15 protein-coding genes are annotated in these 12,488 nt (G+C 70.3%); 10 read left to right on the top strand and 5 right to left on the bottom strand.

Annotated features, from left to right (window positions below; genetic code table 11):
* Positions 1 to 65: 65 nt before the first annotated feature.
* From OHU35_RS18105 to OHU35_RS18095, 3 genes are all read left to right on the top strand, one after another.
* Positions 66 to 806: a TetR/AcrR family transcriptional regulator gene (locus tag OHU35_RS18105; RefSeq protein ID WP_405505977.1), complete on the top strand. Its 741-nt coding sequence runs from the start codon at positions 66 to 68 to the stop codon at positions 804 to 806.
* 210 nt (positions 807 to 1,016) lie between these two features.
* The gene (locus tag OHU35_RS18100; protein WP_405505975.1) at positions 1,017 to 1,616 is read left to right on the top strand and encodes a hypothetical protein; all 600 of its coding nucleotides are present in this window, start codon (positions 1,017 to 1,019) and stop codon (positions 1,614 to 1,616) included.
* Positions 1,617 to 1,767: 151 nt separating this feature from the next.
* Entirely contained in the window at positions 1,768 to 2,103 is a 336-nt protein-coding gene (locus tag OHU35_RS18095) for an amphi-Trp domain-containing protein (RefSeq protein ID WP_359893593.1), read from the top strand.
* 31 nt (positions 2,104 to 2,134) lie between these two features.
* On the opposite strand, the gene OHU35_RS18090 is transcribed toward OHU35_RS18095, so the two are convergent.
* Positions 2,135 to 3,115, bottom strand: coding sequence for a helix-turn-helix transcriptional regulator (locus tag OHU35_RS18090; RefSeq protein ID WP_405505973.1), 981 nt, complete (start codon positions 3,113 to 3,115; stop codon positions 2,135 to 2,137).
* Positions 3,116 to 3,251: 136 nt separating this feature from the next.
* Between OHU35_RS18090 and OHU35_RS18085 the strand changes: the two genes are divergently transcribed.
* From OHU35_RS18085 to OHU35_RS18070, 4 genes are all read left to right on the top strand, one after another.
* Positions 3,252 to 3,647, top strand: coding sequence for a RidA family protein (locus OHU35_RS18085; protein WP_189727070.1), 396 nt, complete (start codon positions 3,252 to 3,254; stop codon positions 3,645 to 3,647).
* A gap of 97 nt (positions 3,648 to 3,744) precedes the next feature.
* Positions 3,745 to 4,041 (top strand): GYD domain-containing protein, encoded by a 297-nt coding sequence (locus tag OHU35_RS18080; RefSeq protein WP_189726899.1) that lies wholly within the window; start codon positions 3,745 to 3,747, stop codon positions 4,039 to 4,041.
* A 123-nt stretch (positions 4,042 to 4,164) separates the two neighbouring features.
* Positions 4,165 to 4,575, top strand: coding sequence for a hypothetical protein (locus OHU35_RS18075; protein ID WP_189726898.1), 411 nt, complete (start codon positions 4,165 to 4,167; stop codon positions 4,573 to 4,575).
* Between the two features lie 181 nt (positions 4,576 to 4,756).
* Positions 4,757 to 6,175: a DUF2252 domain-containing protein gene (locus tag OHU35_RS18070; protein ID WP_189726897.1), complete on the top strand. Its 1,419-nt coding sequence runs from the start codon at positions 4,757 to 4,759 to the stop codon at positions 6,173 to 6,175.
* Here the strand turns inward: OHU35_RS18070 and OHU35_RS18065 are convergent.
* The 4 genes from OHU35_RS18065 to OHU35_RS18050 form a co-directional block, all read right to left on the bottom strand.
* A complete protein-coding gene (locus OHU35_RS18065; RefSeq protein ID WP_405509264.1) occupies positions 6,141 to 7,190 on the bottom strand; it encodes a pentapeptide repeat-containing protein in 1,050 nt (349 codons plus the stop codon). The two genes, OHU35_RS18070 and OHU35_RS18065, sit on opposite strands and share 35 nt — an antisense overlap.
* A 207-nt stretch (positions 7,191 to 7,397) precedes the next feature.
* Positions 7,398 to 7,607, bottom strand: a complete 210-nt coding sequence (locus OHU35_RS18060) for a hypothetical protein (protein ID WP_189726895.1) — start codon at positions 7,605 to 7,607, stop codon at positions 7,398 to 7,400.
* An 87-nt stretch (positions 7,608 to 7,694) separates the two neighbouring features.
* Positions 7,695 to 8,705 (bottom strand): zinc-binding dehydrogenase, encoded by a 1,011-nt coding sequence (locus OHU35_RS18055; RefSeq protein ID WP_405505970.1) that lies wholly within the window; start codon positions 8,703 to 8,705, stop codon positions 7,695 to 7,697.
* Positions 8,698 to 9,129, bottom strand: coding sequence for a 4-oxalocrotonate tautomerase family protein (locus OHU35_RS18050; protein ID WP_405505968.1), 432 nt, complete (start codon positions 9,127 to 9,129; stop codon positions 8,698 to 8,700). The genes OHU35_RS18055 and OHU35_RS18050 overlap by 8 nt, the downstream gene beginning before the upstream one ends.
* A gap of 92 nt (positions 9,130 to 9,221) precedes the next feature.
* Here OHU35_RS18050 and OHU35_RS18045 point away from each other — a divergent pair, with 92 nt between their 5' ends.
* The 3 genes from OHU35_RS18045 (at position 9,222) to OHU35_RS18035 (ending at position 12,108) form a co-directional block, all read left to right on the top strand.
* Complete coding sequence (locus tag OHU35_RS18045; protein ID WP_405505966.1) at positions 9,222 to 9,806, top strand: TetR/AcrR family transcriptional regulator; 585 nt, start codon at positions 9,222 to 9,224, stop codon at positions 9,804 to 9,806.
* Positions 9,807 to 9,895: 89 nt separating this feature from the next.
* Entirely contained in the window at positions 9,896 to 10,234 is a 339-nt protein-coding gene (locus OHU35_RS18040; RefSeq protein WP_405505964.1) for a DNA-binding response regulator, read from the top strand.
* A 245-nt stretch (positions 10,235 to 10,479) separates the two neighbouring features.
* Positions 10,480 to 12,108 (top strand): PucR family transcriptional regulator, encoded by a 1,629-nt coding sequence (locus OHU35_RS18035; RefSeq protein WP_405505962.1) that lies wholly within the window; start codon positions 10,480 to 10,482, stop codon positions 12,106 to 12,108.
* The last annotated feature ends 380 nt before the right edge of the window (positions 12,109 to 12,488 follow it).

Raw genomic sequence — 12,488 nt, 5'->3', positions numbered from 1 at the left:
GTACGAGAATAGAGGATGCTTGGATGGCGACGACAGCGGCCCTCAGTGACAGGAGTACGAAGACCGTGACGCGTGAGGACGGGTCCGGCACCCCGGGCCGCGACCCGCAACAGCTGTGGCTGAACCACCAGCAGCCCCAGTCCCAGGCCCAGCCCCGGGCCCGCAGGGGCCGCAAGCCTGCCTTCAGCCGGGAAGCGATCACGACGGCCGCGGTGGCCCTGGCGGACGCGGAGGGCCTCGAAGCGGTCACCATGCGGCGCGTCGCCGCACAGGTCGGCGCCGGAGTCATGTCGCTCTACAGCTACGCCCCCGACAAGGACACCCTGCTGGAACTGATGGTCGACCACGTCAGCGGCGAACTGACGCCATCGGCCGCTCTCACCGGCGACTGGCGCACCGACCTGAAGACCATCGCCCACCTCCAGCGCGCCAACATGCTGCGCCACCCCTGGCTGCCCACCGCCCTGTCCACCCGCCGCAGCCTCGGCCCCAACACCCTGGCCTTCCTGGAACACGCCCTCACCGCCCTGCGCCCCACGGGCCTGGACGGCGCGGCCAAGCTGGAGGTCTTCGCCCAGCTCACGGCCTTCGTCGCCGGACACGTCACCCACGAACTCGCCCAGGCGGCAGCCGCCGGCTCCCCCGACCGGGCCGCGGCCGAGGCCCGCTACCTCGCGACCGTCGCCGCGGACGGCCACCACCCGGAACTCGCCGAAGCCCTCTCGGCCCCCGCCCGCCCCCTGACCCCCGAAGCCACCTTCACCCGCTTCCTCAACCGTCTGATCGACGGCCTCGGCACGGACTGAACCCGCGAAGGCCGAGGAGCCCACCACGGCCTCTGGCGGACGGCCTCAGGGCAGGTCCGACACTCCGCCGCCACCCTCTGGGCGCATGCTCCATCCCCCGCACGGCGGAGCCGAGTCGGCCCCACGGGCCGATCCTCGGCGGCCCCCGCGACTGCGACTCTCGTGACGGAACCCGGCCGGCCACCAGCCCACCCGAACCGAGGACCGCGCATGCAGCCGCTCCCGCACGCCAAGAACCCGACAGCGACCCGCCCCGGGCGCCTCCGCACCGCATGGCAGGCGGCCCACCAGCCCACCACCGGTGTATCCCGCCCGATACGACTACTCGCCTACGCCGTGCCGTTGGTCGTCCTGCCATCCAGCATCTGGCGCCTGCCGGCCGTACTCGACGACGGAATCGGACCCGGCGAACAGGCGTACATCGTCTTCCTGTCGATCCTCTCCGAAGCCCTCGCGTTCACAGCGATCGGGCTGATCGCCCGTTGGGGCGAGGTGTTCCCGCGCTGGGTACCGTTCCTCCGGGGCCGCCGGGTGCCGACCAGGGCAACGGTCATCACGTCGGCCACCGCGGCCACGATCCTCACACTCGGCACCGCCCTGACCCTCGTCACCCAGATCCTGGGCACCACGATCCGCGGCGACGCCCTGCCCGCCAACTCCCCTGGTGAGGCGGGCGGTTGGGAGACGGCCTGGTTCTACGTCTGCTACGCGCCCCTGATCCTCTGGGGCCCGCTGCTGGCCGTACTGACCATCGCGTACTGGAAGCGCCGCGCCCCGCGCACCCACACCCTGCGCGCCACCCAGGCGTAGCGCCGCGAGGACGGCGAGTGGAGCGTGGCCCACCGTCACGCCGACCGAGTCACCGACTGACTCCCCAGGTCACAGCCTCGCGGATGTCCCATCCCGCGCATGGCACCAGAATGGACGTTGTCCAGCCTTTTGTGCCGGATCGGAGACACGCATGACAGATCTCAAGTTTGAGCAGAAGCGCTCGCTGTCACGCCTGGAGGCGGCCGACCAGCTCACGGCACTCGCAGCCGCCCTGAGGAAAGGCGGCGACGCCGAACTGGAACTCAGCCCCGGAACGCTGAGCCTGCGCATCCCCGACGACCTCCGCAGCGAGATAGAGGTCGAGATCGACAACGGGGAGATCGAGCTGGAAATCGAACTCACATGGCCGACCGCAGCCCCGAAGCGAAAGAAGCCGCCCACCAAGGCCGCCCGGACCACCACGGGCACGGGCACGAGCACGAGCAAGACCAGGAACACGAAGCGGTCGGCTACGAAGAAGTCCTGAGCCGCGCCGGACGACCCGCCGCGCCAGGCGTTCAGCTCTTCCCTGAGTCTCCGTAGCGGGTGACCATCGCGGCGGCACGGTGGCGCAGGGAGGAGCGCAACGACCGCGGGGCCAGGGCTTCCGCGTCCGTGCCGAGCTGCCACAGCGCCCATTCGGCGTGCCGTGAATCCTGGAAGGTCACCTCCAGCCGCAGCCGGCCGTCCGCGTCGGGTTCTTCCGCCCGGACGGCCAGCGCGGTGTCCAGCAGCTCCTCCCGCCGCGCCGGGTTCACCCGGACCAGCACGGTGATGTGGTCGCCGCCGGAGAGAAACCGCGCGGAGCGTTCCCGCCAGATCCGGTCCAGATCGACCCGGTTCGGCCGCTGTGCCGTTTCGGGGAGTTCCTCGGCGGCCAGCACCCGCGACAGCCGGTAGGTGCGGTCCGTGCCGGCTCTCGTGGCCAGCAGATAGCCCCGGTCACGTACGGTGACCAGGCCGATCGGGTCCACCGTGCGCCACCGCGGCGTCTGGCCCGTGGCCGCGTAGTGGATGCGCAGCTTGTGCCCGGCGAGCACCGCGCGCCGGACCTCGGCCATGGTCGTGTCGGGTACCTCATCAGTGACCAGCCGGCGTGCGAGCAGGTCGGTCTCCGGGTCGACGAGGAATCGCTGGGCCGCGTCGCTCGCGGTGGCCCGGTGGTTCTCGGGCAGCGCGTCGACCACCTTCCGCATGGCCGAAGCGAGCGCCGAGCCGAGGCCGAACGCCTGCTCGCCGCGCGCCGATCCGGCGGCCAGCAGGGCGAGGGCCTCGTCGTGGTTCAGCCCGGTGAGCTCGGTCCGGAAACCGGGCAGCAGCGCGAAACCGCCGTGCCGGCCGCGCTCGGCGTAGACCGGGACGCCGGCCGCGGACAGCGCCTCGATGTCGCGCAGCACGGTGCGGGTGGACACCTCCAGCTCGCGGGCCAGTGTGTCTGCGGTCAGCCGGCCGCGTTGACGCAGCAGTAGCACCAGGGAGACCAACCGGTCGGCGCGCATGCGAGGACGCTAACGGAATACATGACCAAGGGTGTCGTGATTTGTTGGGAGGCTCCTTGTCACGACGTCAAAGCCGGTGGCCACCGAGCCGATGCGCGTACGCACTCCCCATGAATCGAATGGAGCTGACGTGGCAATGGAACGTACGGCGGTCAACCCGGTGACGTGGTCCGTGGAGATGGGATTCAACCAGGGCGAGGTCGTCTCCGGGCACACCCGGACCCTGTACATCTCGGGACAGACCGCGATGAGCACCGACGGCAAGCCTCAGCACGACGGTGACATGGCGGCGCAGTTGGCGCTGAGCATCGACAACCTGGAGGCCGTGCTCGGCGAGGCCGGCATGTCTCTCGCGAACCTCGTCCGGCTCAACGTCTGCACGACCGACGTCGATCTCCTCCTCCGGCACTACGGCGTGCTGGCGGCGCGGTTGGGCGCCGCCGCGGTGGCACCGGCCACCACGATGCTCGGAGTGACGCGACTGGCGATCCCCGGCCAGCTGGTCGAGCTCGAGGGAACCGCCGTCGCGTGACGCTGATGGCTCATTCGGGTGCGCACATCGTGCGGGTTTCGGCGTCTTTGCCCAGGATTGGCGTCGCGATGTGTTCCCTCACGAAGGTGAAAAGACCATGCCGACGTATGTCGCGTTGCTGAACTGGACCGATCAAGGGATCCGGAACTACAAGGACACCGCGAAGCGTGCCGAAGCCTTCGCCTCGGGAGTGCAGAAGCTCGGAGCGAAGCTCCTGAACATCTACTGGACCGTCGGTCCGTACGACCTGGTGGCCGTTGTCGAAGCGCCCGACGACGAAACCGCCACCGCGGCTCTCCTGCAACTCGGCGGAGTGGGCAACGTCCGTACCACCACCCTGCGGGCCTTCGGCCAAGAGGAGATGGATCGCATCATCGCCAAGACCGCCGGCTGAGACACGTGTGGGGGAGGCCCTCCGCGCCCCATTGGCCCGAAATGGCCCCTTTCGTCCGAACGGCGCAGCATGGACGAGAGGGGCCGCGAGCCTGCGGCCCCCGGGATGAATCGAGGGACGGCCATGGCGACGACTGCTACTCCCCATCGATCGGGATCGTCCAGTGCGGCCGCGGGCGGTCTGGTGACCTTCGCCGCGGTGATGCTCTTCATCGGCGGTGTCCTCGGCATCTTCCGGGGCATCATGGGGATCGCGGATGACGACGTCTTCGTCACCACCCCGAACTACGTCTTCAAGTTCGACCTGACCAGCTGGGGCTGGATCCACCTGACCCTCGGAGCCGTGGCCGTCCTGGTGAGCATGGGGCTGTTCTCGGCCGCCGTGTGGGCGAGGGTTATCGGGGTGGGGATCGCAGGGCTGCTGCTCATCGTCAGCTTCCTGTCCATCCCGTACTACCCGGTGTGGTCGATCACCCTGATCGCGCTGTACGCCTTCGTCATCTGGGCGCTGTGCGTGGTCAGGCGCGACACGTAGGTGAGCGCGGCTCGCGCGGCGATCGGGCCCAGGTAGCTGGGAGAACCGTACGAGGATAACCTGAGGCAAATGGGTGAATATACCCATTCATCGACGTCATGCTGGACGACCCGCGACCTCTGCGGCCGCCGAGCCACCGACGCGCTGCGCGTCGGCCACCAGACGAGGGAGCGTGTCCGCGATGACCGAGAACCACCATTCCGGTGACGAGACACGGCACCTCACCCCGCAGGAGCGGGTCGCCCGCGGCAAGGCCGCACGCGTGGACGTACCCCGCTCCAGCCACGCCGAGTTCCAGCCCCCGCCCAAGCGCACGGACCCGGTGGAGATCATCGGGCACCAGTCGGCGAGGCGGGTGCCGGAACTCGTACCGATCCGCTACGGCAGGATGAGCGAGGCGCCGTTCCGCTTCTACCGCGGGGCCGCCGCCATCATGGCCGCGGACCTCGCGGAGACGCCCCGCACCGGTATCAGGGTGCAGTGCTGCGGCGACGCGCACATGCTGAACTTCCGGCTGCTGGCGTCCCCGGAGCGGCGGCTGATGTTCGACATCAACGACTTCGACGAGACGCTGCCCGGTCCGTGGGAGTGGGACGTCAAGCGGCTGTCCGCCAGCTTCGTCATCGCGGGCCGGGCGAACGGCTTCAGCGCCAAGGAGCGGGCGACGGTGGTGCGCGCGGCCGTGGGGGCCTACCGCGAACGCATGCGGAGCTTCGCCGGAATGGGCAATCTCGACGTGTGGTACACCCGTTACGAGGCCGACGAACTGGAGGGGCAGCTCGGCCGGACGCTCACCTCCGGGCAGCGCGGTCGCTGGGAGCACGCCCAGGAGCGGGCCCGTGCGCATGACACGGTGCAGGTCTTCGACAAGCTGACGCACGTCGTCGACGGGCGGCGGCAGATCGCGCCCGACCCACCACTGCTGATCCGGCTCCAGGACCTGCTGCCGGACGCCGAACGCGGCGCGCTGGAGACGGAGATCACCCGCCTGATAGAGCACTACGGCGAGACCCTGCAGACGGACCGCCGGTTCCTGCTGCGGGGCTACCGCGTCGCCGACATGGCCCGCAAGGTGGTCGGTGTGGGCAGTGTGGGAACCCGCTGCTGGATCGTCCTCCTGCTCGGCAGGGACGACGAGGATCCCCTGTTCCTCCAGGCCAAGGAGGCCGACGAGTCGGTGCTGGCGCCCTACGTCGGCGGCAGCGACTTCCGCAACCAGGGTGAGCGCGTCGTCGCCGGCCAGCGGCTCATGCAGGCCACCAGCGACATCTTCCTGGGCTGGGAACGCGTCCAGGGCATCGACGGCAGACGACGGGACTTCTACGTACGCCAGTTGCGGGACTGGAAGGGCATCGTCGTCGCCGAGGACATGTCGCCCAAGAGGATGGCCCTCTTCGGCCGCCTCTGCGGTGCCACCCTGGCCCGCGCCCACGCCCGTTCCGGCGACCGCATCGCGATCGCCGCCTACCTGGGCGGCGGCGACGCCTTCGACCGCGCGCTCGTCACGTTTGCCGAGCTGTACGCGGACCAGAACGAGAAGGACCACCAGGCCCTGGTCGACGCCATCAGGACCGGACGGGTCCCGGCCGAGGCGGCCTGAAGGCCCATGGCCCGGCCCCCGGGGACCTCGGTCGGCTCGGGAGGCTTCCAGGCACTCCGCGTGCGCCCTCGAGGATCGCGCCCGACAGGTTCGCGCCCGACATCCTTGCCCCGGTCAAGTCCGCGTCGCTCAGGTCCGCACGGGTCAGGTCCGCGCCGCGCAGGTCGGCGTCGGCCAGGTCCGCGTCGGTCAAGTCCGCGTCGATCAGGATCACGCCGCGCAGATCCGCGGTGCGCAGGTCCGCGCCGATCAGGTGCGCGCGGGTCAAGTTGGCGCTCGAGTCGGCCTCACGGGTCTCGTTGGTTTCCTCGGCCCTGCTCAGGTGCGCGCTGCGAAGGTTCGCTCCGCCGAGGTCCGCGTCGGTCAGGTCGGCCGCGCCCAAGAACGCGTTGGTCAAATCGGCGCCCCCGAGAAACGCGTGCCGCAGGACCGCGTTCGGCAGCTTCGCGCCGGACATGTTCGCGTCGTCGAGGGACGCTCCTGAGAGGTCGAAATTCTCGAGGCCGGCGTCTCGGAGATCCGCGCCGGTGAAGAACGCGAAGCGGAAGTTGCTGCGTCTGGGCATGCCGCCTTCCGTGAGCCCCACTTCTCGCTCCAGACCGCGCAGATCCACACTGCTCAGATCAACTCGGTACAGCGGCTTCCCGTCTTCGGTCGCCTCCCGGCCGGCGGACCGGTTGCCCAGCACGGAAACCACAGCCGCTACGTCGGTAAGGGGCCTGTATTCCTCTGCCGGCTTGAAGCCACTGACCGGAACGGCAGCGTGCCGGCGTACGAACGCGGACAACACCGAGACGACCGTGCGCTGATCTCGAGAGGAGTCCTGCATGATGCGTTGCAGGGAGTAGATGCCCCCCAGGCGCACATCCAGCGATTCCGATCCCAGGTTGGTGATCGCGGCGTTGAACCGGTTGGTGATCTGCCCCTGCTCGGCGATCTGCAGATCCTTGTTGGTCTGCTCCACCGACATCCACGTGAACAGCAGCGCGACGAGCGCAGCCAGTCCCGGCAGCATGGACGCCACGAGCGCCAACCACGTCAGTCGGCTGATACCACTGTCGCCGCCCGGCCCGGGGGAGTGGCTCCGGTGCCGTCGATGATCCCTGGCGGCCCGTCGACGTGCGATCCGGCGGAGCTGTGCGGCGGCAGACGGCTCGGTCATCCACTCATGACATACCAGGAAACAGTGCCCTTTCCTCCGCCACGCTGTCGCGGCACCCGATCAGGACGGTCCGACCTGGCGTACCCCGTCCGCCACGAGGTGCAGGGCGTCCGGGGAGGCGGCGGTGCGGACGGTTGCTTCCACCAGGGCGCGCAGTTCGTGGCCGAGGCGGGCGATGGCCGCCTTGTGGTGTTCCAGTTCCTCGGCTGTCGCTCGCGTGGGTTCGGTGGCAGTGCCGGTGGGTGGTGTGCCGGTGAGGGAAGTGTGCATCGGGTATCTCGGTGCGGTGGGCTGGTGGGCTGGTGGGCTGGTGGGCTGGTGGGCTGGTGGGCTGGTGGGGTGCGGGGCCGGGTGCGGTCACTCATCGGCCCGGACGAAGACCGGCTTGAGGTGCTTCTCCGGCAGCGCGGCCGGCAGGTCCTCCCAGTCGATGACGTGGGAGACCACCTTCTCTGGGGCGACCGTGCCGGAGGCCGCGAGTGCGAGGGCGTCGGGGATGTGCGCGCGCACGCTGTCGCGGGCGATACGCAGGGTGACGCCGGTGAGGTACATGTCGAGCAGGGGCAGCTCGCCGGGCCGGAAGTGGTTGCCCGCGCTTTCGCAGATCGCTTCCGGCGTCAGGCACTTGAGGGCGAGGGCGAGCTGCTCGACGCGGCCGGTGGCCTCCACGGCGATGTCGAAGCTCTGGGGGACCGGCTCCAGGGTCTCGGCGGTGGCGGCGCCGAACGTACGGGCCAGCGTGCGGTGTTCGGGGTCGGGGTCGACGTAGAGCACCTCGGAGGCGCCGAGCGCGCGGGCGATGTCGCACACGTAGAGGCCGATGCTGCCGCGGGCGACGACCAGGACCCGGGCTCCGGGACGGGCCTTGAGGTGGGGGGCGACCAGGCGCCAGGCCAGGGACCAGTTGTCGCTGGCGGAGGCCATGGCGACCGGGTCGAGGCCGGCCGGCAGCGGGACGAGCATGGCGTCGGCGTAGGGCACGCGGACCAGGTCGGAGAAGAGGCCGCCCCGCCTGCCGCCGATCGGCGCGCCGTACATCGCCATGTACGGGACGGCGGTGCAGTGCGCGGTCAGCCCGGCCCGGCAGCGGTCGCAGGTACCGCAGTTGATGGACCAGGGGACGACGACCAGGTCACCCGGTGCTACGGCGGTGACGGCGTCGCCGGTCTCCACGACCCGGGCGACGCACTCGTGGCCCAGGGCGAAGGGCGGCTCGATGAAGCCGTGCCCGGCGAGAATCGAGGAGTCCACATCGCAGGGCGTCGCCGCCACCGGGGCGACGATCGCCTCCCGGCCGGACCGGAGCGTGGGGTCGGGCGCCTCGCGCCACTCGACGGTGCGCTTGGCGACATAGGTCAGTTCACGCATCGGTGCTCTGCCCCTTCGCCAGGGCGACGAGGTCGGCGTAGCGGATGACGGAGCCGCCCGCGCCCCAGGTGCCGTCGGGCTGCTCGTGCACCAGCACCCACACCCGCAAGGCGTCGTCCGGAGTGAGCCCGGCGGCGGCCAGGACGGTCTGCGTGGCCTCCTCGACCAGGCCGGCCTTGCGGCGCTCGGACAGGGCGCCCTGCGGGACGGTGACCTCCACCAGGAACCGCGGGGCGTCGTCCTCGGCGGTGGTCTGGGCGCCTTCGGGCAGTTCGGCGAGGTAGCTCCACGCCTGGGCGCGGAAGAACGGCGTGTCGGGTGCGCCCTCCCAGCGCAGCAGTACGCCGGCGAGGTCGCGCTGGACGGAACGGCGGCCCTCTTCGGTCAGGGCGCCGGCCGGGGCCGTGAGCCGGATCATCGGCATGGACGTGCCTTTCTATGACGGTCGTTATAGGCGACGGTCACGCTAGACTATGACGGCCGTTATAGCCAGTGGGGTCGGAAGGGACCGCGTACGTGACCAAGCACAACCCGACGGCGCGCGAGCGGATCGTGGCCGGTGCGGCCGACATGATCAGCCGGCGCGGTCTGAACGCGACGAGCATCCGTGAGACGGCCAAGCACGCCAGGGCGCCGCTCGGCTCGACGTACCACTACTTCCCCGAGGGCAAGCAGCAGTTGGCGACCGAGGCCGTCCGCCACACGGGCGAGTGGGTCGCCCGCAGGCTGCGCAGGGAGTTGGAGGCGGGCCCGGTCGCCGGGCTGCGGGCCTTCCTCGACCTGTGGCGCAAGATCGTCGTGGACAGCGACTTCCGGGCGGGCTGCCCGGTCCTCGCCGTCTCCATCGAGGAGCCACCCACTGACGAGACACCCATCGCCCTGGCGGCCGCCGCCGGCGTCTTCGAGGAATGGGAGGGCCTGCTGGCGGCCTCGCTGCGCGAGCACGGCGCCGAGCCCGAGCAGGCGGCACAGCTCGCGACGCTGATCGTCGCGGCGGTCGAGGGAACGGTGGCCATGTGCCGGGCCAAGCGCAGCACGCAACCACTGGACCACACCGCGGAGCAGTTGCAGGCGCTCGTCCGCGCCGCGATCAAGGACTGACCGGCGGGGACAGGGCTCCGCGCGGGGCAGGGCTCCGCGCGTGCCGGAGCCCGTCGCTGTCCCGGCGAACCATGATCCTCACCGGCCCCATGCCATCCGCACCGACCGCCCACGGACACCGCACCTACACCATGAGCGCCACACCGGCCCTGGTCGACGGGGCCTACGCGCTGTTCGAAGCCGCTTGGGAGAGCGCCACCGACCTCGCTGCCTTCCTGAGCGCGGAATGGCCCCGGATCGACGCTCAAACCGCGAGGGTTTTGCGCGCCCTGGCCTCCGGCGCCACCGACGAGACGGCCGCACGGGAACTCGGCATGTCGCTGCGCACCTACCGCCGCCGGGTCGCCGAACTGCTCCTCGCCCTCAACGCGGGCTCCCGTTTCCAGGCCGGACTGCGCGCGGGCGAGATGGGTCTGACCCGCGGGTGATCACCGTCTTCGACCGGCGCGATCACCCGCAGCTGTGAGCGGCTGTCGTCGGCCACCAGCCTCGCCTGCCCTGCAGCCCACTGCTGTCTGTGCAGGTCAGAGGTGCTCGGCAGCATTCCTGATCCAGCTCGAACGGCATCGTGCCGTCGCACGCGCCGCGGTCCACAAACAGCTCCACTGTGGTGCTTGTCGCCGGACATATAGCATCAGGGGCTCCGGCGTGGCTCCCAGTAAAGGCGACGATCATGGATCCGGCCGCGGTAACTCCGCTTCCCGCGAGCATCAGCCTGCGCGAGTTGCTCATGGCTCTGGGCGATTCGCTGGTGGAGGTGCAGGCCGCTCCCGCCGGATTGGACGTCGAGATCCGCGGCGTTGCCCTGCTCGATCCCGAGGAGCCGCCGACCACTCAGCCGGGCGAGCTGGTTCTCGTCATCGGTGCCCGTGGCCGAGCCGCTTATCCCGCGCTGCGGGCCGCCGGGCGCGACGGAGCCGCCGGCGTCGTGGTCAAAACGGAGGGCCCCGGCCAGGCCGCGGCCCTCAGCGAGACCGCCACCGAGGCCGGGGTCGCCCTGCTCTCGTTGCGCAGCGAAGCACGCTGGGAACAGGTGCATGCGTTGGCCCGCGCCGCCCTCGACGACGCGCCGCCGGGCCACTCCGGCGAAGCCGAGGAGAGCGACCTCTTCTCGCTCGCCCAGACCACCGCCATCCTCACCAGCGGCATCGTCAGCATCGAGGACGCCGCCAACCGGGTGCTGGCGTACTCCCGCTCCACCGACTCCGACGAGATCGATGACCTGCGGCGGCGCTCCATCCTCGGCTGGCAGGGACCGGAGGCGTATCTGGCGAAGCTGCGCGAGTGGGGTGTGTTCCAGCACCTGCACTCCAGCGACGAGGTGATCAGCATCGACAGTCACCCCGAGCTGGGGATCCGCCGTCGGCTTGCGGTGGCCATTCGGTCCGGGGACCGGCAGTTGGGGACCATCTGGGTGCAGGAGGGCTCGACACCGCTGTCCGAACGCTCGGGCCAGGCACTGCTGGGTGCCGCCCGGGTCGCCGTGCTCCATCTGGTGCGCCGCCGCCGGGAGCTCTCGGAGAACCTGACGTTCACCCGGACCCTGCTGGCCGGACTTCTGGAGGGGAACACCGGGCCACAGCCGCTCGCCACCCACCTGGGATTCGATGCGACCCGCCCGGCCGCCGTCCTGGGCTTCTCGTACGGAAGCGCGGAGGCCGTCGCCGCACCGGAGCTGACCCATGCCGAAGTCACCAACCTGGTCTCCGTGCACATAGCCGCCCGGCATCGCAGCGCGCTGGTCACGCAGGTCGATCCCCGCATCTACGTGCTCCTGCCCCAGTTGCCGCGCAGCATCGACATAGACACGCTGCGCGGCTGGGGCCAGGAGATCACCGACGCCGTACGTCGACACCTGGGCCTGCCACTGCGTGGCTCGGTCGGTTGCGTGGTGTCCACGCTCGGCGACGTCACGGAGTCGCGCCGGGAGGCCGACCGCATCCTCGATGCCATGCTGGGAGCCGACGTACCCACCGCGGTTGCCGCGTTGCCGGACATCCAGGCGGAAGTACTGGTCAGTGAAGTGCTGACGCTGCTCTCCGGCCATCCCGAGATACGGGATCCACGGCTGACCGCCCTTGTCGCCCACGACAGCCGGCACCAGGGCCGCCTGGCGGAGACCCTTCTGACCTACCTGAATTCCTTCGGTGACGTACGGGCGGCCGCTGCTCAGCTGCATGTGCACCCCAACACGCTGCGCTACCGCCTTCGCCGGGCCGAGGAGCTGACCGGTCTCGACCTGAGCCGTCCTGACCAGCGTCTGCTTGCCACGCTCCAGTTGCGGCTGCCGCCCGGCATCTGATCCCGCTCCCCCTCCGCATCGGCGGGCCGTACAGCCATCGGCGGCGAATTCGTCGTACTGGACAAGCCCGCCGCCCCATGACCCCTCATACGCTTGCGCAAATCTCCTTCCGCAAGCGAAACGGACCGCCTCTCATGAGGAGGCGGAGCGCAGCGCGGACGTGCGGTGACGACCCCTTCACCTGCACGGCATCCGGATACCGCGCCCCGCGCCCTGAACACTTTCGGAAATCGTCAAGGCCATTTGCCCCTCCCTGCGCCACACCGGCCTGCTCATCCCCGCCGCCGGGGCGATCCGGTGATCCGGCGATCCGGCGATCCGGCGATCCGGCGATCCGGCGATCCGGCGATCCGGCGATCCGGCGATCCGGAGATCCGCCG

This window comes from Streptomyces purpurascens (genome assembly GCF_045040895.1).
GTDB lineage: Bacteria > Actinomycetota > Actinomycetes > Streptomycetales > Streptomycetaceae > Streptomyces > Streptomyces purpurascens.
The sequence above is the reverse complement of the archived record's forward strand: the minus strand, read 5'-3'. Positions and strand labels throughout refer to the sequence as shown.